The following is a 19,773-nucleotide window of genomic DNA, read 5'->3' on the forward strand; positions in this document are numbered from 1 at the left end:
TAAAAAATGAACATACTAAATGATATAGTAAGCGGTGCCGCAAGACAATTTGGAAGAGAATTCGGAAGAGCAGGTGCTAATTCTATTCTGAAAGGTGCAAACTACTATGCAGTAAATGAAGTGAGTAATTATTCAGGAAGAATTAAGCCTTCAGACAGCGAAGTAGTTAAAAGTATCAAGGAAATTAATAAAGTCAAGTTTATCTCAACTAATAGAGGAAATATTTCTAGATTAATTGAAATAACTGACTTGGTAATTTCTAATCTTGAATTCAATGAAAATCAAACTTTAAATGAGATAAATGATATAACAGAATTAATTAATCGATATATAGACAAATTCAATCATGGAAGTGCATTAGTTGATGATGATTTTAAAGAAAAAAGTGTTGACTATTTAGAAGAAAGACGAAACGAGTTTGTGAGACTTCTGAATGTATTTAACAAAGATATTAAAAACTACATTACACAAAATTTAGAAATAACAAGAAAGAAGAAAAAATCAAAAAAAACTGCTATATTATTAGCAATTCCTTTGTTAGGCCTCCAATGGGCCTATTTGAAACCAATAAAATACACTGTACTTTCAATATTACTATGTTGGACAGTAATAATTCCTATTATTAATCTTATATCACTATTCAAACTATTATTAATGAATGAAAGTAAATTTGATATAAAGTTTAACCCTGAATACTTTTATTATAGTCAGTTTAATATTAATAACTAATCACAACAAACAACTAAACTAAAAACTAGCTATTTTAAGCTAATTTTGATACAAAGTTTGTAATGTTTAGTTGTTCTCTTTTTGAAATAGTAAAAACTTGTTTGAGCAACATAATTACTACTATCAACGCTAATTTTACAATTCTCTTCTGTAGACTATTCTGTCAAAAAAACTCCTTGATGCATTTGTATATTTATTAGCTATACACATTGCTAAAAATTAGAATTCAATACAAACTACAAAGTTTGTGATTTTTAGCAATCTATATTACAAATTGAAAAAATAGCATTTTAGTCTGCTACCTTTCACATACCTATACTTTTGTATTTTAAAACAACTTAAAAAATGATGTGTCACAATCAAAATAATAAACAATAGTTCATAACTTCAACCAAAAAATTAGTCAAAAAAATGTAATTTTACCACAAGAATAAAAAGTTAAATCCTTCATCTCCATAAAAGCAACATGTACTTAATTTTCGATACAGAAACTACTGGTTTACCAAAAAGTTGGAATGCTCCAATTACAGACACAGACAATTGGCCCAGGTGTATTCAAATTGCATGGCAACTGCACGATGCTATGGGAAATGTTATGGAGCATAACGACTTTCTTATAAAGCCAGCTGGGTTTAACATACCTTTTGATGCCGAGAGAATTCATGGAATTTCAACAGAACTAGCAGAAGAAAACGGAATTGAGCTAGAAAAAGGATTGCAAATATTTAAAGAGGCATTGGCAAAAGCCAAATTTATAGTGGGGCAAAACTTACAGTTCGATATTAATATTATGGGATGCGAATTCCATAGATTGGGCATCGAAAACAACCTAACTAAAATACCAGTTTTAGATACCTGTACAGAAAAAACAGCTCTTATGTGTCAAATTCCTGGTGGTAGAGGTGGTAAATTTAAGCTACCAACATTAACGGAATTACACCATCATCTTTTTGGAGTAGATTTTAGCGAAGCACACAATGCAACTGCAGATGTAGAAGCAACTACACGCTGTTTTCTTGAATTAATTAGGTTAAAAGAATTTACAAAAGAAGAGCTAGATGTAGAGGCAGATTACTTTAAAAATTTCTCTGAAACCAATCCGAAGCCAATTCAGGTGATTGGTTTAAAACACATCAACCTAAAAAAGGAAAGTGAAAAAATTCGTAAGCGTTTAGAAAAACTAAAAGACGTTCAAGAAACCAAATCTACCTCAGAGGGTTTGGCAGAGTTAGAAACCGTAAAATTTGCTCATTTACACAATCATACTCAGTTTTCGGTACTTCAATCTACCATGCAAATTGCCAATATTGTTAAAGCCGCTGCAGCAGACAATATGCCTGCAATTGCAATGACAGACACTGCAAACATGATGGCAGCCTTTCATTTTGTAAACGAAGTATTAAAACACAATAAAAATACAGACAATCCTATTAAACCAATTGTAGGCTGTGAATTTAATGTGTGTGAAGACCATAAAAATAAATCGCAAAAAGATAATGGATATCAAGTAGTTTTATTAGCTAAAAATAAAAGAGGGTACCATAATTTAGCAAAAATGTCTTCTATTGCTTTTGTAGATGGTTTTTACTATGTACCAAGAATAGACCGAGAAATTATAAAAAAATACAAAGAAGATATTATTGTATTAACAGGAAACTTGTACGGAGAGGTTCCAAGCAAAATTTTAAATCTCGGAGAAAACCAAGCGGAAGAAGCATTACTTTGGTGGAAAGAACAATTTAAAGACGATTTGTATATAGAGGTTATGCGCCATAACCAACAAGATGAAGACATTGTAAATGAAACGCTTTTAAAATTCGCAAAAAAACACCAAATAAAGGTTGTAGCCACTAACAACACCTTCTATTTAGAAAAAAAAGACGCCAATGCTCACGATATTCTTTTGTGTGTAAAAGACGGAGAAAAACAAGCAACTCCCAAAGGAAAAGGTAGAGGGTATCGTTACGGATTACCAAACGAAGAATATTATTTTAAGTCTACAGAAGAAATGAAAACGCTTTTTGCAGACCTGCCAGAAGCCATTATTAATATTCAAGAAATTGTAGATAAAATTGAGGTTTTTACGCTAGCTAGAGATGTACTTTTACCTGCTTTTGATATTCCAGAGCAGTTTAAAGATCCGGAAGATGAAAAAGACAACGGCAAACGTGGTGAAAACAACTTTTTAAGACATCTAACCTACGAAGGAGCAAAAAAACGATATGGCGAAATTACAGAAAGCATAAAAGAGCGTTTAGATTTTGAACTTTCTGTTATTGAAAAAACAGGTTATCCTGGTTATTTTCTTATTGTAGAAGATTTTATAAGAGAAGCCAGAAATATGGATGTTTCTGTTGGCCCAGGACGTGGTTCTGCAGCAGGCTCTGTTGTAGCATATTGTTTGTGGATTACAAATATAGATCCTATAAAATACGATTTACTTTTTGAGCGTTTCTTAAATCCCGAACGTGTATCTATGCCAGATATCGATATCGATTTTGATGACGAAGGTCGTGGTAGAGTAATGGATTATGTAATTGAAAAATATGGCGCTAACCAAGTAGCGCAAATTATTACTTACGGAACAATGGCTGCAAAGTCTTCTATAAGAGATACTGCAAGGGTTTTAGACTTACCGCTATTTGAAGCAGACAGAATTGCAAAATTAATTCCGGGTATTAAACTAAAAAATATTTTTAGCGACGATGCTAAAAGTAAAGAAAAAGTAGCCGATTTACGTGCCGAAGAAAAACAGTTAGTAGAAGAGCTAAAGCACATGTCTTTAGGTACAGATTTAGTTTCTGAAACTATCAACAAAGCAACTATTTTAGAGGGCTCTGTTAGAAATACAGGTATTCATGCTTGTGGTGTAATTATTACTCCAGGAGATATTACCAATTATGTACCTGTAGCACTTGCAAAAGATTCTGACATGTATGTTACTCAATTTGACAACTCTGTTGTAGAATCTGCCGGACTCTTAAAAATGGACTTTTTAGGGTTAAAAACATTAACTTTAATAAAAGATACTGTAAAAATTGTAAAAGCAAAACATAGTATTGTTTTAGATCCAGAAAATTTTCCGTTAGACGATGAAAAAACATATGAATTGTTTCAAAAAGGAGAAACCGTAGGTATTTTCCAATACGAGTCTCCAGGAATGCAGAAACATATGCGTTCTTTAAAGCCTACAGTTTTTGCAGATTTAATTGCTATGAATGCCCTTTACAGACCTGGGCCAATGGAATATATTCCTAGTTTTATTAACAGAAAACACGGAACAGAAGACATAGAATACGACTTGCCTGCTATGGAAGAATACTTAGCAGAAACCTATGGTATTACCGTATATCAGGAGCAAGTAATGCTGCTTTCTCAAAAGCTAGCCGATTTTACAAAGGGGGAAGCTGATGTTTTACGTAAAGCAATGGGTAAAAAGCAAATTGAGGTTTTAGATAAAATGAAACCTAAATTTATTAAACAAGCTGCAGCAAACGGACATGATGCCGAAAAATTAGAAAAAATATGGAAAGATTGGGAGGCATTTGCTAGTTATGCTTTTAACAAATCTCACTCTACTTGCTACGCTTGGATTGCCTACCAAACTGCTTACTTAAAAGCTCATTACCCAGCAGAATATATGGCTTCTGTACTTTCTAATAACATGAATGATATTAAAGCTGTTTCATTTTTTATGGAAGAATGTAAACGCATGGGATTACAAGTTTTAGGACCCGATTTAAATGAATCTTTCTTAAAGTTCTCTGTAAATAATGAGGGAGCTGTTCGTTTCGGAATGGCAGCTGTTAAAGGTGTTGGTGCTGGTGCTGTAAGAGCTATTATTAAAGAACGTGAAAAAAATGGCAACTACACCTCTATCTTCGACCTAGCAAAACGAGTAGACTTACGTGCTGCCAACAAAAAATCTTTTGATAGCCTTGTAAAAGCAGGTGCTTTTGATTCGTTTACAGATACCCATAGAGCTCAATATTTTGCAGTAGATGAAAAAGGGATAACTTTTTTAGAACGTGCCATGAAATTTGGTAGTAAATTTCAAGAAAATGAAAATTCTGCTCAGGTTTCTATGTTTGGAGAGACCTCTTCAGTTCAATTTCCTGAACCGGATATTCCAGAGTGTGAAACCTGGGGAACAATGGAACTTTTATCACAAGAAAAAGAAGTTATTGGTATCTACATTTCTGCACATCCTTTAGACGACTTTAAAAATGAACTAAAGTTTTGTAATGCTTCTTTAAAATACTTTAAAGGAGACTTGGCAAAGTTTGTAAACATGAATCTAGCTTTTGCAGCTATCATTACAGATGTTCAACATAGAGTTTCTAAAGCTGGTAAAGGTTGGGCACTTTTTACAATGGAAGATTATGGCGACAGTCATGAATTTAGAATTTTTGGAGAAGACTACTTAAAAATGAAACATTTTTTAGTACCCAATTCTTTTCTATTTGTAAGAGCAACTATTCAGCCAGGATGGACAAATAAAGAGGGTGTTGTTGGTGAACCCAGATTAAAATTTACAGAAATGAAGCTTTTACATGATATTATGGATGAGCTTTGCAAAAAAGTAACCATACAACTTCCTCTTAATGAAATTAAAGAAGATACTATTTTAAACCTAGAGTCAATTTTAAAAAATACTCCAGGAAAACAAAGTCTTCATTTTACCGTTTGGGATGAGCAAGAAAAGTTAGAAATTAGCTTGCCAAGTAGAAATACTAAAATTCATATATCGAATGAATTATTAGCAACATTAGAGAGTCAGCAGATTACTTACAAACTAAACTAGCAGTCTTTTTTTATCAAATAACTATCAACCTAAAAATTATATTGATATATTTTTGTGACATCTGTAATGTAAGTCTCCTTTTATTCAATAGTTCCTATTTTTGTTTTTCTTAACATTTTAAAACACAAGCATCTGTTTTATATTATATACTTTTGTTTAATAATTTTTTAAAATAATGAAACAAAAAAACAACGGTATTTGGGTAAGCTGGAACGAGAATGTAAAACACAGCTACAAATCTTTATATAAAATTACTTCAGAAAGCGAATTGCAAAAAGTAATTGCCCATAGTAAAAAAATCCGTTTTTTTGGTAATAAACAATCTTCTGCAGATATTGCCGCAGGTACAGACACATTGATAGACATGAAAAACTATAATAAAATAGTTTCTTATGATGATGATAAGCGAACCATAACAGTGCAGTCTGGTGTTATTTTAAAAGATTTGTTAGAAGCTATTGAAGCTGTTGGTTGGTGCATACCTTGCCTACCAGATATAAATACTATTACTGTTGGTGGTGCATTAGCAACCGGAACACATGGTACAAGTGGCAAATTATTATCGGAATATATAACCTCTTGCAGACTAATATTAGCAGACGGTTCTGTAAAAGAAATTAAAAGCAATGATGAATTGATGAATGCAGTAAAAGTATCTTTAGGCATGCTAGGAGTGCTCTCTACTATAACATTTAAATGTGAACCAGCTTACACACTCCATGTTAAAGAAAGACCAGAAAACGATTCGGAATGGTTGCCAAAAATTAAAAATCGTTTGAAAAAGCACGATTTTTTAAGAGTATTATGGTTGCCACATACTAATAAAGGATATGTAATTACAGGAGATAAGATAGCTCCTGAAACTGAAGTTACTGAAAACTTAGGTCCTAAGTTTTTAAAGCATAGAAGAACTGCTTCTAAAATATTATATAAATATACGCACGTATTTCCTTGGCTTACTGCCATTGCAAACAAGTTGTTATATATTGGTTTTTTTAGTTCAAAGAAAGAGCACAAAGGTTCATTGTATCAAGCAACTGTTACAAAATCTAGAGGTTCTACGCTAGAATTAGCCGAATGGACTATTGGTTTAAACAAGTTTCCACAGGTATTTAAAGAACTAAAAAAAGAGATTAACAAATGGAATAACAAGTCTTTTATCCATATTCCAATGGATGTACGTTTTGTAGAAAAAGATAACGCTTGGCTTAGCTACGCATATAAAGAAGACATTGTTACAATGGGATGTGTTTCTAGAAATGCTGCTACTGCAGATACATACGAAGCCTTTAAAACCGTTGAAAAAATATTTTTAAAATATGGAGGAAGACCTCATTGGGGAAAACGTTTTACCGCAAAAGATAGTCAACTTTCTAAAATATATCCTAAATGGGAAGATTTTAAATCTCTGAGAAAAGAACTAGATCCGACAAATAAATTTTTAAATCCGTATTTATCTAAATTAGTAAACGAAAAGAAAACTGCAAATGTTAGAAAAGTTGTTGCCTAAAGGTTTTTTATTTGATTTTGATGGTGTTGTTGTGCATAGTTTTAAAAGTCATGGCAACGCTTGGAGAACTGCTTTTAACGAACTTTTTAACAAAGAAATTGCACCGTTTCCCAAAAGTCATGCAGGTAAATCGCCACGGCTAATTGCAGAATACTATTGTAGTGTTATTGGCCAAGAACAAAGAGCAGAAGAATTATATCTATTAAAAGATACTCATTTAGACAAGTACTTTACCAAACCAATCGTATTGCCGGGTGTAGAACAAATAACCTCATTTTTAACCGAAAAAGAAATTCCTTATGGAATTGCTAGTAATGCTACCAAGCAATTTTTAAAAAATAGCATACAACAATTAAACTTAAATTTTAGCACTTATTTTGGTGTTGAAGATTACGAAAACCCGAAACCGGCTCCGGAGCCTTACATTAAATTAGCTACAGCACTAGGATTTTCTCAAAAAGACTTTAAAAATATTTGGGTTTTTGAAGATAGTTTAACAGGTACACAAGCTGCAAAGTTGGCCGGAATGGTTCCTGTTGGAATTACAACTCAATATAGTGAAGAGGAACTTAAAGCAGGTGGTAGTGAATTGGTTTTTACGTCGTTATTGGAAGCTTATGAGTACTTAAAAAAGTAGTTGTTTTTCTCTCTTTTTGGAAGAATTTTGTAGAACAATTCATAAAATTTTTTGCTGCTTTCTAAATAACTAAACAGTAAGAAAACTATCCTGTTACTTCCCTGAAAAAAGTTTCTAGATTTTTATTCTGAGTATTCAATCCTAAAATTTTAAGATTGTTTTCTTGCGCTAAGTCAAAAATTTGTGAACGCATATCTAGGTCAGATTCAAAAACTAACTGCCAGGTATTTTCTGTTGTATTTTCTAGAGATACTATATTTGGTAATTTCTTAAATAAGTTTACATCAACAGTAATATCAAACGTAACTTCTATAACTTGATGTTTGTGTTTTTTTAGAGCATCTATTTTTTTATCGACCAAAATCTCACCTTTTTTAATAATTAATACCCGATCGCAAACTGCTTCTACTTCTTGCATAATATGGGTTGAAAAAAGAACTGTTTTATCTTTTCCTAACTCTTTAATTAAAGTTCTAATTTCTATAATTTGATTTGGATCTAAACCAGTAGTTGGCTCATCTAAAATTAACACATCCGGATTGTGCAAAATTGCCGCAGCCAAACCTACCCTTTGTTGATAGCCTTTAGAAAGCTGACTAATTTTTTTGGAAACTTCTTTTTTTAAGCCCACTTTTTCTATACAAGTTTCTATATCACCTTTGTTTATTTTAAAAATTGCAGCCCTAAATTGCAAATACTCACGCACATACATTTCTTTGTACAAAGGATTGTGTTCTGGTAAATACCCAATACTTTTTTGTGCTTTAATTGGGAATTGTAAAACATCTATATCGTTTATATAAACTTGTCCGTTTGTGGGTTGAATATAACCCGTTAAAATTTTCATTAACGTAGATTTCCCAGCACCATTTGGACCTAAAAAACCAATAATTTCTCCTTTACCTGCAAAAAATGACACGTCATTTAATGCCTTTTGTGTTTTATAAGATTTACTTACAGATGTTACTTTTATAGACATATTACAAATATAAACTTTCAATGTTTAGTGTCATCAAAATCGGCAATAATACTGTTTTTAAAAACGAAATAAAAAAGAGTTTAGTTTAATAAATTTATTAAATCTGCTTTAATTTTTCTAATATTCTTTATACTTTCCCAAGCATACTTATAGCGTTGTTTATACAACCACAAAGTACCTAAATCTGGTAAAAATAAGAAAAACTAATACTTATAAACAACCATAATAACACTATACTTTTAGCAGCTGCAAGAAAAGAAGATTTTATTGCTAATAAACTCCTATTACGAGAATAGTAAACAAAATAAAAATGGCTCAATATATATTGAGCCATTTTTAATTGATAAATAAATGTAGCTTAAAGTGAATATCGTACTCTAAAACTTACAAACCTTGGTAAAATAAAACGCTCGTTAATACTAAAAGATATAATACCTTGGTTTACAGAAGCCTGAGAACCTGTTGCTAATAAGTTGTTACCTACCAATTCATATTCCCACTTTGCATCTCTATCTTTTCTATAGGCCAATTTAGCATTCCAAACACTAAAATTATTTGTGCTATTACCGTTTTGTCTAACTTCAGAAAAAGAATAATCGGAAGTAAGTGTAACAGAATCCCAGATGTAAGCATCAAAATCTATAGAAGGTCTGTGTATAACAGACTTTATATCTGTTGCTCTAGAGCTGTTGCTTTGGTCTTGAAAAGAAACACTATAACGTAACGAAATATTAGGTGCTTTGGTAAAATTGGTACCTATTCTTGTATTGATACCTCTGCTGATACTTTCGTTGGTATTTTCTAAAGAGTTTAAAAATTGATACGTTTTATTATAAGAGAAATTACCACCTAAAGACGTTTGAATTTTTCTAAAACGCTTTCCAAAATTAGCAAAAGCTGTAAAGTTTTCATTGTCTAGAGGAGAGTTTAAAGTAGTACTTGTAGAAACAACGGAGTTAGGCTGAAAAATGGTATTTCTATTCACTTGATCTATTGTTTTATTATAGTTAATTCTTGCAAAAGCATTGGTACCATTAAACAAATTAAAACTACTGTAATTAAGACTTACATTATGTGAACTTGCGTTTAACAAACTTGCATTTCCTGCAAAAAAAGAATCATAGTCATTGGCTACAATACCTCTAGCAATTTGATTTACATCTGTAAAATTAACTTGTTGCCTGTAGCTAAATCGTAAACTTTCACTTCTTTTAAATTGAGCTATTGCCTGAAATTCTGGTAAAAACCTCACAAAATTATCCTGAAAAAATTCTGTACCGTATTGTGTATTTTTAGAATTATAAGAATGTACTGTAAAACCTGGGGTAAATGTAAAAATTCCAGCTTTTAAACGATACCGAACACCTGCATAAAAATCAGCAAAATTATATTCAGTATCATTAGTTGTTTGAGGGTCTGTAATTCCGTTTATAGTCGGCGTTGGATTTAGCTGAGTACCATTGTCTAAAATTTGAAAGAAACGAGAATTAAAATTTTGATTGCTCAAAATGGTTCCTCCCACAAAGTTTAAATTACTTTTAGAATTTAAAATATAGTAATAATCTAATTTAGCATCTAACTGATTTGTTTTTACACGCCTATCTTGTTCTAAATTGTAAAAAAGATTACTTCTATCTAATCCTAAACTAGCTGCTGCATCGTCGAAACCATCTCTATCATTTCTATCTAATTCGTTGTTATTATTTGGATCATTTTCTAGTGAAGCTATGTAAAAAGGGTCTTCATCTTGCAATAAATGTTTTACCTCTAAAGCGAATATACTTTTTTCACTCGCTGTATAAAAATAACTAAAATCTTGATTAATAGTATAAGGTGTAGCGTTTTCTGTTTCGGTGATATCGCTTAAAACACGAGAGTTTATATTATCTACTCTAAATTCGTTTGTAAAACGACCAGATAAGTTGTAATTCAATTGATTATTAAAATCTTTTTTGTACACTGTTGTAAATCTAAACAAACCTGTATTACTCGTTTGGTCTGTAGTATTATCTACTACATCATCTGGTGTGTTAGGATTAATATAGTCGATTGTATTAATATTTCTTTGTCCGTTGCTATTACTAGACCATATTAAAAACCCACTTAGATCTAACTTTTTATTAGGTGAATAACTAAAATTAAGAGCAGACAACTTGGTTTCTATTCTGTTAGCATTGTTGGCATTTGCAGTTAAAAACCCTATACCTGCTTCTCCAATACTTATGTTTGTTCCGTTAGATGGACTTTGACTTTGAAAATTACCACCAAAACTTCTCAAATCTCGTCTACTCAAAACAACATCTCCTAAATTGTTTACATCTCCAATAACATTTATCGTGTATTTTGGACTATAATAAAATAGTTTTGGCTGAAACAAATACAAACCTGTATCAGGAGCATTTCCTGCACCAGCGGTGATATCTCCAAACCAAAAGTTTTTCTTTCCTTCTTTTAGCTTGATATTTATGGCAACTCTATCTTGGTTGTTTTGTACACCACTTAATTGACTAACATTAGAGTAGTTTCTTAAAACTTGTATTTTATCTACCGCATTAGAAGGGATGTTTTCTGTGGCCAACTTACTGTCTCCACTAAAAAATTCTTTACCATCTACCATTATTTTTTCTACTGCCTTACCTTCTACTTCAATTTGCCCTGCATCATTTATTTCTACTCCAGGCAATTTCTCTAAAACATCTTTTAGTTTTCGCTCAGAACCATTTTTAAAAGAATCCGCATTATAAATAATCGTATCGCCTTTTACAGTTACTGGCATTTTAGAAACAATTTCTATACCATCTAACATATTGTCTTCTAACATTGTATAGTTTTTGTTTACGTTAGAAGAGGCAGTTTTAATAAAATCGCTAATTTCTTTAAATCCTATGTAACTAATTTTTATGTTGTAAACAGTATTTCTATTTACATCTAACTTAAAGTTTCCGTTAGCATCTGTAAAACCATAAGAAGCAATCTTTTTTGCTACGGTATCTAATGCAATTACATTGGCCATTTCTAACGGATTTCCGATAGAATCTTTTACCACACCCTTTATTTCTATTTGAGCACTAGTAATGCTAGCCACCATTAAAATGGCGATGAATATTATTTTTTTCATGTATTTTTATTGTGTTAATATCTCTTTATATGAAGTATAATTACATTCTACCTCGTCCACGGCCACCTCTTCGTTGAAATTGCTCTCGTAATTCTTCTGTTTTAACTCTAATAATTTCATTATACTCTTCTCTAGAGACCTCTTTTCCTTTAGTTGGTTCTTCAATAACTAACTCTCCATCGGTACTTATAGCTACTTCTGTACACAACATGGTAGTTCTACCAGCATTTACCTCTAAAATTAAACCTGGTAAGCCATAATATTTATCTGGACCAGTACTAACAGGTATTTGAGGGGTATACCAAGCCGTAATAGTTAACATGTTTTTTGCTTCCTTTTGTGCTGAATTTGTAGAGTCTTTCTTAGAGTTATTTCCTCTTCTTCGAAAAATACTTCCCCAATCTATATTGGTGTCTTCTTTAGTTAGTGTTGCTTTATAGCAAGTATATTGACCTATTTTTTTTGTTTCAGTTCCCAACTCCCATTGCTCTGGTACCATTTTCTCGGTAACTAAAAATCGCTTACTAAACTGTTCTACATCCTCAACCATTTTTTGGTCTTTAGAATTCTTGTAAATAGAACCTTGTCCGTTACTTCTACCCCAACTTGGACCTGAGGAGCCTGGTGCTTCCAAAGAAACATTTTCTTTAAAAGAAGAGGCAGTTTTGTTAAATGTAAGGGTGTATGTTTTTTCTAAGAAATTTTTCATACGAGCCATCATTTGCTTTTTCCTTTGCTCGCTCATTTGATCTCCAAACCTACTCATATCCATGGTGGTTTTAGACATATAAGTGGCTTTTCCTTGAAAGTTTTTTTGCGCAAAAGTGGTGCTTAAAATAAATGCAAATACGATTGATAATATTGACTTCATAATAATTTAATCTGATTTTTTTTTCAAAACTACTGTTATCCTACAAACCTATGACTTAAAAAAATCTTAAAGGTTTAATTTCATTTGAAAAAAAATCTGATTATCCGCCAAATCTAACATTAATGCCTCTTCCCAGATCCATTCCTTTTCTCCCTTTCATTTTTTCTAGCATCTCCTGGTCTTTTTCTTTTTTTATTTTATCAAACTTCTTTTGAGAAATTTTTTTCCCTTTTTTCGGAACTGAAATAGTTATTTCTTTATCATTTTTCATTTGAATTTCTGAACACATGATAGTTGTAGGTCCGTCGTTTATTTCTAAAATTAAACCTGGTAAACCACCGTACTCTTTAGGCCCATTACTAACCGGAATTTGCGGAGTAAACCAAGCTGTAGTAGTTTTTATGTACTTTTCTGTTTTTTTATCAAATACACCATTTACCATTTTCATAGTGCTTTTTTCTGCTTCTCTTGAGTAAGTAGCTTTGTAACAAGTATAATTACCAATATTCTTAGTTTCTGTGGTAACTTCCCAGTCTAAATTTTTAATGTCGTCTTTTATTAAAAAGACTTTCCCCATAATTTCTGTTTGATGAATATATTGCTGCTTTTTTAAATTCTTATACATAATTTTATTCTCTCCACTTCCAAACGAAATCATCTGTATGCCACCTGCTTTTGGATTGGGGGTTTTAAGAGCAACATCTTGTTTAAAAACTGACTCATTTTTTGTAAATGTTAAAATGTAAGTTTTTTGATTCATCTTTTTAAGTTGCTCCATAATTTGTGCTTGCAACTTGTCATTTTTTGCATCTTTATTACTTTCTTTTATTTTAAAAGTAGACTTTGTAAATGATTTGTAAATTGCTTTTCCTTGAAAATTTTGTGCTTGTAAAAAAAAGGTTATTGCTATTAAAGCAGCTGTGAATAATTTTTTCATGATAATGCTATTATTATTTATTGGTGACTTCTTTTGAAATATTAATTATTTTTTTCTGAATTTTATGTAACCTAATAATTAAACTATCCAGATTTTTTGTTTCTACACCAACAGTTACGTTAGATTTGAATTTATTTGTTGATTTTGGTAAATCAATTTCAAAAGAAACCTCAATTAAATCTGTAGGTTTATTGTCTTTAAAAACTTTTTTTAAATCAGAAAAATTTAACTTTTCTAAATTTTCAATAGTATTTACAGAATATTTAAAAGATTGTGTTGTTGTGAACTCTTTTTTATCAGTTGCTTGCTCTTGCTGAGCAGTTACTATAAAACTGGTAAGTAAAAAAAGTAATGATAGTATTTTTTTCATGGTAAAAATATTAGTGATTCTATGGCACACAAAGATGCATCTTTTTTGCCAGCTGAACAGTTAACGAATGTTAACGATTGTTAAGCCATAGAATTTAATGTTTTTAGAAACTATATTTGTAACATGATTATAAAAAAACACCAGTGGATTATCTATTTAATTGCCCTTACAATTTTAGCAACTATTGCTACACAGTTTTATTGGAATTATAAAAATTACGAAGAAAACAAAAGACAAGTTACTAACGAAATTCAATTAAGTTTAGACAATGCTGTAGAAGAATACTATGCAACCATTGCAAAAAACAACATTTTAACTATTATAAATACAAATGAATTAAATAGTAACAAAAAGGAACTTAACAAGAGTAAGCTAGGTGAAATTTTAAAAAAAATTAAAAACAATGTTCCTGGTGAAGCCTCTGTTAAAATACAGAGTTTACAGTTTTCTTCTAATCAAAAAATGACCAAACTTTCTACTGATTCTTTACTTAATACTGGTATAAGTTTTGTAAACAGTTTTAATCAAGAACATCATAAAAAATCACTTTCACTTTTATCCAAATTTAAAACTGACACAAATTTAAATTATCAAGAAAAATCTTCTAAACCAAAAGCAAAAATTTATTCAGGCAAAAAAGCAGCAGATAGTTTAAAATTAATAACCAATTTAAAACCCATTTTTATTTCTTTTTTAGATACTTCATTAGATTATACAAAAATAGATTCTTTAATTAATAATCAACTAAAACAAAAGAAAATAGAACTACAAACCAGTTTTCATCATTTAAAAAACGACACCCTTTTTCATCAAACAAAAGATTCGTTATTAGAGGCAACTGTTTTTACTGTAAGCTCTAAATCTACGTATTTAAAAGATAATGAAAGCTTTCAACTGGTTTACAACAACCCAAATTTCGAGGCTTTAAAACGTAGTTTTTTTGGCATCTCTCTTTCTTTACTATTGTCTTTAGCAGTAATTTCTAGTTTGTTTTATTTGTTAAAGGTAATTAGAGAACAAAAAGAATTGGCAACTATTAAAAACGATTTAATTAGCAATATTACACACGAATTTAAAACACCCATTGCAACAGTTTCTACAGCAATAGAAGCTATAGAAAATTTTAATGTTTTAGACGATAAAGAAAAAACAAAAAAATACCTTTCTATGTCTTCTATACAGTTAAAAAAATTACATCAAATGGTAGAGAAACTCCTAGAAACTGCCACTTTAGATAGCGAACAACTTATTCTTAAAAAAGAAAGCATAGATGTTGTAGAAATTATTGAAAAGCAAGTTTACAAACACCAATTAATTTCTAAAGAAAAAGAAATTACATTTTCTACCAACTTAACTCCTATCTATTTAAATGTTGATGTTTTTCATCTAGAAAACGCCATTTCTAACTTAATAGACAATGCTGTAAAATATGGCGGAAACAGAATTGAAATACATATAAATGCTGTTTTAAATACCACAGAAATTTCTGTAGCAGATAATGGAAATGGAATTGATAAACAGCAACAAGAAAAGATTTTCGATAAATTTTACAGAGTACCAAAAGGCAACACACACGATGTAAAAGGATTTGGAATTGGGTTGTATTATTGCAAAAAAATTATAGAAAAACATTTAGGAAGTGTAACGCTTTCATCAACAAAAAATAGTACTATTTTTAAAATAACCTTACCCAATGAATAACGTAAAAGTACTATTAGCAGAAGACGAAGCAAGTTTAGGCATGATTGTTAAAGAAAGCCTAGAATCTAGAAATTTTACTGTTTTTCATGCAGAAAATGGCGAAAAAGCTTTAGATATTTACAAAACAAAGCTACCAGATATTTTGGTTTTAGATGTAATGATGCCAAAAAAAGATGGTTTTACATTGGCAAAAGAAATAAGGCAGCAAAACAAACAAATACCTATTATATTTTTAACGGCAAAATCACAAACTGCAGATGTTTTAGAAGGTTTTAATAACGGCGGAAATGATTATTTAAAAAAACCATTTTCTATGGAAGAGTTAATAGTAAGAATAAAAAATTTACTGCAAAGAGAAGTTCAGCAAACTGCTACTAAAATTATTAAAATTGGCAATTATCAGTTTAATATTACCAAACAAACACTTACTATATACAATAAAGAAACACAACTTACTCACCGAGAAACACAATTGCTTTCGTTACTTTTTAATAAAAAAAATGAAGTAGTAGAAAGAACTATTATTTTAAATAAACTTTGGGGCAATGACAATTTTTTTACTGCTAGAAGCATGGATGTATTTATTTCTAGACTTCGAAAAAAACTTCAAAATGATAAAAATGTTCAAATTATAAACAGCAGAGGTTTTGGCTATAAATTGATTTGTTAATGGTGTGTCAATTCTAAAAAATGTGTACCTTTATGCACCAATAAATTTTTATACATTTTATTTATGCACGTTGCAATTGCAGGAAACATAGGCGCTGGTAAAACTACGCTAACCAAACTATTAGCTAAACACTACCAGTGGAAACCCCACTTTGAATCTGTAAACGAAAATCCATACTTAGATGATTTCTATACAGAAATGGAACGTTGGTCTTTTAATTTACAAGTTTACTTTTTAAACAGTCGTTTTAGACAAATTTTAGAGCTAAGAGAGTCTGGTAAAAACATTATACAAGATAGAACAATTTACGAGGACGCTCATATATTTGCACCCAATTTACATGCTATGGGTTTAATGACAAATAGAGATTTTAGCAATTACTCCTCCTTATTTGAGTTGATGGAAAATTTAGTAAAACCACCAGATTTATTAATTTACTTGCGTGCGGATATTTCTACACTAGTTAGTCAAATTCACAAGCGAGGTAGAGAATACGAAAACTCAATTTCTATCGATTACCTAAGTAGGTTAAATGAAAGATATGAAGCTTTTATTGCCACCTACAAAAAAGGGAAAGTGCTTGTAATTGATGTAGATAATTTAGATTTTGTTAAAAATCAAGAGGATTTAGGTTATATAATAGATCGAATAGATGCTCAAATAAATGGCTTGTTCTAAAATTCTGTAGATATACTATTAAAAAACCCTTCATTTTTTTTGAAGGGTTTTTAATTGAATTAGCTTTCGGTTAAGTTTATACTAATTCTAGTGCTTTACTAATATCTTGTAATAAATCTTCTATATCTTCTATACCTACACTTAAACGAATTAACCCATCTGTAATACCTAATTTGTCTCGTTCTTTTTGAGGGATAGCACTATGCGTCATAGTTACCGGATGACTTGCCAGACTCTCTACACCACCCAAAGATTCTGCCAATGTAAAAAGGCTTGTATTTTCTAAAAATAAAAAAGCTTTTTCTTTGGTATTTTCTTTTAATTGAAAAGAAACCATGCCTCCAAAATCATTCATTTGCTTTTTAGCAATAGTATAACTTTCGCTGTTTTTAAAACCCGGATAATAAACAGTAGACACTTTTTTGTGCTGTGCTAAAAAACTTGCAATTGCGTTTGCATTTTCGCAATGTCTTTGCATTCTTACATGCAAGGTTTTTATTCCTCTTATAGCTAAAAAAGAATCCATTGGACCTGCAATAGCACCTGCAGCAAACTGAATGAAATGAATTTCTTTTGCCAACTTTTTATTTTTTACAACTAAAGCTCCCATAACCAAATCGGAATGACCACCTAGGTATTTTGTTGCAGAATGCATTACAATATCTGCTCCCAAATTTAGCGGCTGTTGTAAATAAGGAGTCGCAAAAGTGTTATCTACAGCAATTAAAATATTAGAATTTATCGTTTTTACTGCGGTGGAAATTGCTTTTATATCGGCAATTTTCATTAACGGATTTGTAGGAGTTTCTATCCAAACTAATTTGGTGTTTTTAGTAATGGCAGCTGTAATATTTTTGGTATTACTCATTGCAACATACGTAAATATGAGTCCGTATTTTTCGAAAAGTTTCGTAAACATTCTGTAAGTTCCTCCATACAAATCGTCACCAGCTATAATTTCATCTCCTGGCTTTAACAATCTTAAGATACAATCTATAGCTGCTAAACCAGATGCAAAAGCAAAACCATTTGAGCCATTCTCTAAAGAGGCCAAGCTATTTTCTAATGCAGTTCTCGTAGGGTTTTTACCTCTAGAATATTGATATTCTTGTGGTTCTAAAAGATTGGTTTGCGCATAGGTAGAGGTCTGAAAAATGGGTGTCATAACTGCACCTGTAGTTGGCTCTGGTAGCTGACCTCCATGAATGGTTTGAGTGTTAAATTTCATACTTTTTTATTTTTTCTGATTTAAGAACATCAAAGAGCTTTTAAGTTTTAAAACAAGCTTTCAAAGAATGTTAGCCCAGATAGAGCGGTTTGTTTAATCTCTCTCGCTTTTGGGCGAGAAGCGAGTAGCGAAAGCTGGAAATAGCTACAAAAACTATAAAAACTTTTTAATAGCTCTTATAATTCCGTAGTGAATTCCTTCATGAAAATTATTAAAATTAATAGCCGTTTTTATACTATCTAACACAAAACCCGTGCTTGTAGGATAGCTGGTAAAATTCTCGAAAATACCAGCGTTAAAATCTTCTTCTAAAGTATCTGGCAAACCTAAAAGTAATTCTTTAACCTCATCAAACTCCTCTTGTGTAAATGTTTTTGTTGGCAACGTTCCTTTTTTATGCTGCTCAATTAAATCGTCTGGACACAGGCAGTTTAGGTCAGATAATTTGTAATGTAGCAACTGTTGAGTAACAACAATGTGGGCAACATTCCAAGCAATATTATTTTTAAATCCGGACGGAATAACATGAATTTGTTCTAAGGATAAGTTCTCTAATTCTTTTAAAATTAAATTTCTTGAAGTTCTTAAAATATCGAATTGTGTCTTCATCTTTTATGATTATTTTTGGTGTAACAAATATAATTTAATATCATGAAGAAAGGTTACTTTTTACAAACTTGTGATACTTGCAAGCGGATTTTAAAAGAAATTGATACAAGCAATTTTAAACTACAAGAAATAAAATCGACTCCTGTAAATGAAGAACAATTGTCAGAAATGTACGCTATTTCTGGCAGCTATGAAGCTTTGTTTAACAAACGTGCTCGTTTGTATAAATCTTTAGGGTTAAAAGATAAATCTTTATCTGAGCAAGATTATAAAAATTATATTTTAAAAGAATACACTTTTCTAAAACGCCCAGTATTTATTGTTGATAATGAAATATTTATTGGAAACAGCAAGAAAGTTATTGAAGAGTTAAAAAATAAAATTAGTTAATATTGTAGCATAAAAAAAACCTCAAAAAAATATTTTTTTGAGGTTTTTCTTTTTAAAAATTCTATTAAAATGTCATGGATATTCCCATAGACATGCCTTTAACGTTTAAATTAAATTCTGGTATAAAGCTAGAACCTACAGTTGACTGATTTGCATTATACAGTTCTACTGCTTTTTTTGCTTTTTTAGTAAAACCTTTTGCTATAGGAATAGTAGCCACAATTAATGCGGCACCAACACCTGCCAATGCCCACTCTGGTTCGCCTCCACCAATTGCTGTACCAATAGGAAAACCAACTAAAGCGCCTCCTGCACCTCCTAAAACCATGCTTAAAATTTGATTACCTTTTGCAGACCTCATCAACTTAAAAGCCGCATCATTTTCTTTCATAAGCTCTTGCATTTGACCCACCGAAAGCATGCCTCCATTTTGATGAAATGTATAGCCTCCGAAAGCTTTTTTCATCTCTATTTGTTGTGCATTTAATTGACTAAAAAAAGCAAATGCCAACAAAAATAATAGTACGAATTGTTTTTTCATT

Annotated in this window: 16 protein-coding genes; 8 read left to right on the forward strand and 8 right to left on the reverse strand. The window is 31.0% G+C overall.

From position 1 onward, the window contains the following. Window positions 1-6 precede the first annotated feature (6 nt). From WHD54_RS04270 to WHD54_RS04285, 4 genes are all read left to right on the forward strand, one after another. Window positions 7-729, forward strand: a complete 723-nt coding sequence (locus tag WHD54_RS04270) for a hypothetical protein (protein WP_088324418.1) — start codon at window positions 7-9, stop codon at window positions 727-729. A 466-nt stretch (window positions 730-1,195) separates the two neighbouring features. Beyond that, the gene (gene dnaE, locus WHD54_RS04275; RefSeq protein ID WP_088324417.1) at window positions 1,196-5,533 is read left to right on the forward strand and encodes a DNA polymerase III subunit alpha; all 4,338 of its coding nucleotides are present in this window, start codon (window positions 1,196-1,198) and stop codon (window positions 5,531-5,533) included. A 175-nt stretch (window positions 5,534-5,708) separates the two neighbouring features. Next, entirely contained in the window at window positions 5,709-7,043 is a 1,335-nt protein-coding gene (locus WHD54_RS04280; protein WP_088324416.1) for a D-arabinono-1,4-lactone oxidase, read from the forward strand. Continuing rightward, complete coding sequence (locus tag WHD54_RS04285) at window positions 7,021-7,680, forward strand: HAD family hydrolase (RefSeq protein WP_233131009.1); 660 nt, start codon at window positions 7,021-7,023, stop codon at window positions 7,678-7,680. The genes WHD54_RS04280 and WHD54_RS04285 overlap by 23 nt, the downstream gene beginning before the upstream one ends. A gap of 85 nt (window positions 7,681-7,765) precedes the next feature. On the opposite strand, the gene gldA is transcribed toward WHD54_RS04285, so the two are convergent. The 5 genes from gldA to WHD54_RS04310 form a co-directional block, all read right to left on the reverse strand. Next, on the reverse strand, window positions 7,766-8,659 hold the full coding sequence (gldA, locus tag WHD54_RS04290; RefSeq protein ID WP_088324415.1) for a gliding motility-associated ABC transporter ATP-binding subunit GldA: 894 nt from the start codon (window positions 8,657-8,659) through the stop codon (window positions 7,766-7,768). Between the two features lie 358 nt (window positions 8,660-9,017). Next, on the reverse strand, window positions 9,018-11,777 hold the full coding sequence (locus WHD54_RS04295) for a carboxypeptidase-like regulatory domain-containing protein (RefSeq protein WP_088324414.1): 2,760 nt from the start codon (window positions 11,775-11,777) through the stop codon (window positions 9,018-9,020). A gap of 40 nt (window positions 11,778-11,817) precedes the next feature. Next, window positions 11,818-12,648, reverse strand: coding sequence for a GLPGLI family protein (locus WHD54_RS04300; protein WP_088324413.1), 831 nt, complete (start codon window positions 12,646-12,648; stop codon window positions 11,818-11,820). 100 nt (window positions 12,649-12,748) lie between these two features. Then, on the reverse strand, window positions 12,749-13,585 hold the full coding sequence (locus tag WHD54_RS04305; protein WP_088324412.1) for a GLPGLI family protein: 837 nt from the start codon (window positions 13,583-13,585) through the stop codon (window positions 12,749-12,751). Window positions 13,586-13,598: 13 nt separating this feature from the next. After that, window positions 13,599-13,955 carry a hypothetical protein gene (locus WHD54_RS04310; protein WP_088324411.1) on the reverse strand — a complete coding sequence of 119 codons (357 nt, stop codon included), beginning with the start codon at window positions 13,953-13,955 and terminating at the stop codon, window positions 13,599-13,601. 123 nt (window positions 13,956-14,078) lie between these two features. Between WHD54_RS04310 and WHD54_RS04315 the strand changes: the two genes are divergently transcribed. The 3 genes from WHD54_RS04315 (at window position 14,079) to WHD54_RS04325 (ending at window position 17,004) form a co-directional block, all read left to right on the forward strand. Next, window positions 14,079-15,656 (forward strand): sensor histidine kinase, encoded by a 1,578-nt coding sequence (locus WHD54_RS04315; protein ID WP_088324410.1) that lies wholly within the window; start codon window positions 14,079-14,081, stop codon window positions 15,654-15,656. Further along, window positions 15,649-16,326: a response regulator transcription factor gene (locus WHD54_RS04320; protein WP_088324409.1), complete on the forward strand. Its 678-nt coding sequence runs from the start codon at window positions 15,649-15,651 to the stop codon at window positions 16,324-16,326. Before WHD54_RS04315 ends, WHD54_RS04320 begins: the two co-directional genes overlap by 8 nt. Window positions 16,327-16,389: 63 nt before the next feature. Beyond that, window positions 16,390-17,004: a deoxynucleoside kinase gene (locus tag WHD54_RS04325; protein WP_088324408.1), complete on the forward strand. Its 615-nt coding sequence runs from the start codon at window positions 16,390-16,392 to the stop codon at window positions 17,002-17,004. 76 nt (window positions 17,005-17,080) lie between these two features. Here WHD54_RS04325 and WHD54_RS04330 read toward each other — a convergent pair whose 3' ends face one another. Both WHD54_RS04330 and WHD54_RS04335 read right to left on the reverse strand, forming a co-directional pair. Then, entirely contained in the window at window positions 17,081-18,232 is a 1,152-nt protein-coding gene (locus tag WHD54_RS04330) for a cystathionine gamma-synthase (protein WP_088324407.1), read from the reverse strand. A 153-nt stretch (window positions 18,233-18,385) separates the two neighbouring features. After that, window positions 18,386-18,841, reverse strand: coding sequence for a DinB family protein (locus WHD54_RS04335; RefSeq protein ID WP_088324406.1), 456 nt, complete (start codon window positions 18,839-18,841; stop codon window positions 18,386-18,388). Window positions 18,842-18,883: 42 nt separating this feature from the next. Here WHD54_RS04335 and WHD54_RS04340 point away from each other — a divergent pair, with 42 nt between their 5' ends. Then, window positions 18,884-19,231: an arsenate reductase family protein gene (locus WHD54_RS04340; protein WP_088324405.1), complete on the forward strand. Its 348-nt coding sequence runs from the start codon at window positions 18,884-18,886 to the stop codon at window positions 19,229-19,231. Between the two features lie 64 nt (window positions 19,232-19,295). Here WHD54_RS04340 and WHD54_RS04345 read toward each other — a convergent pair whose 3' ends face one another. Beyond that, the gene (locus WHD54_RS04345) at window positions 19,296-19,772 is read right to left on the reverse strand and encodes a hypothetical protein (protein ID WP_088324404.1); all 477 of its coding nucleotides are present in this window, start codon (window positions 19,770-19,772) and stop codon (window positions 19,296-19,298) included. Window position 19,773: the final 1 nt, after the last annotated feature.

It is taken from the genome of Polaribacter tangerinus (genome assembly GCF_038024095.1).
Classification (GTDB): domain Bacteria; phylum Bacteroidota; class Bacteroidia; order Flavobacteriales; family Flavobacteriaceae; genus Polaribacter; species Polaribacter tangerinus.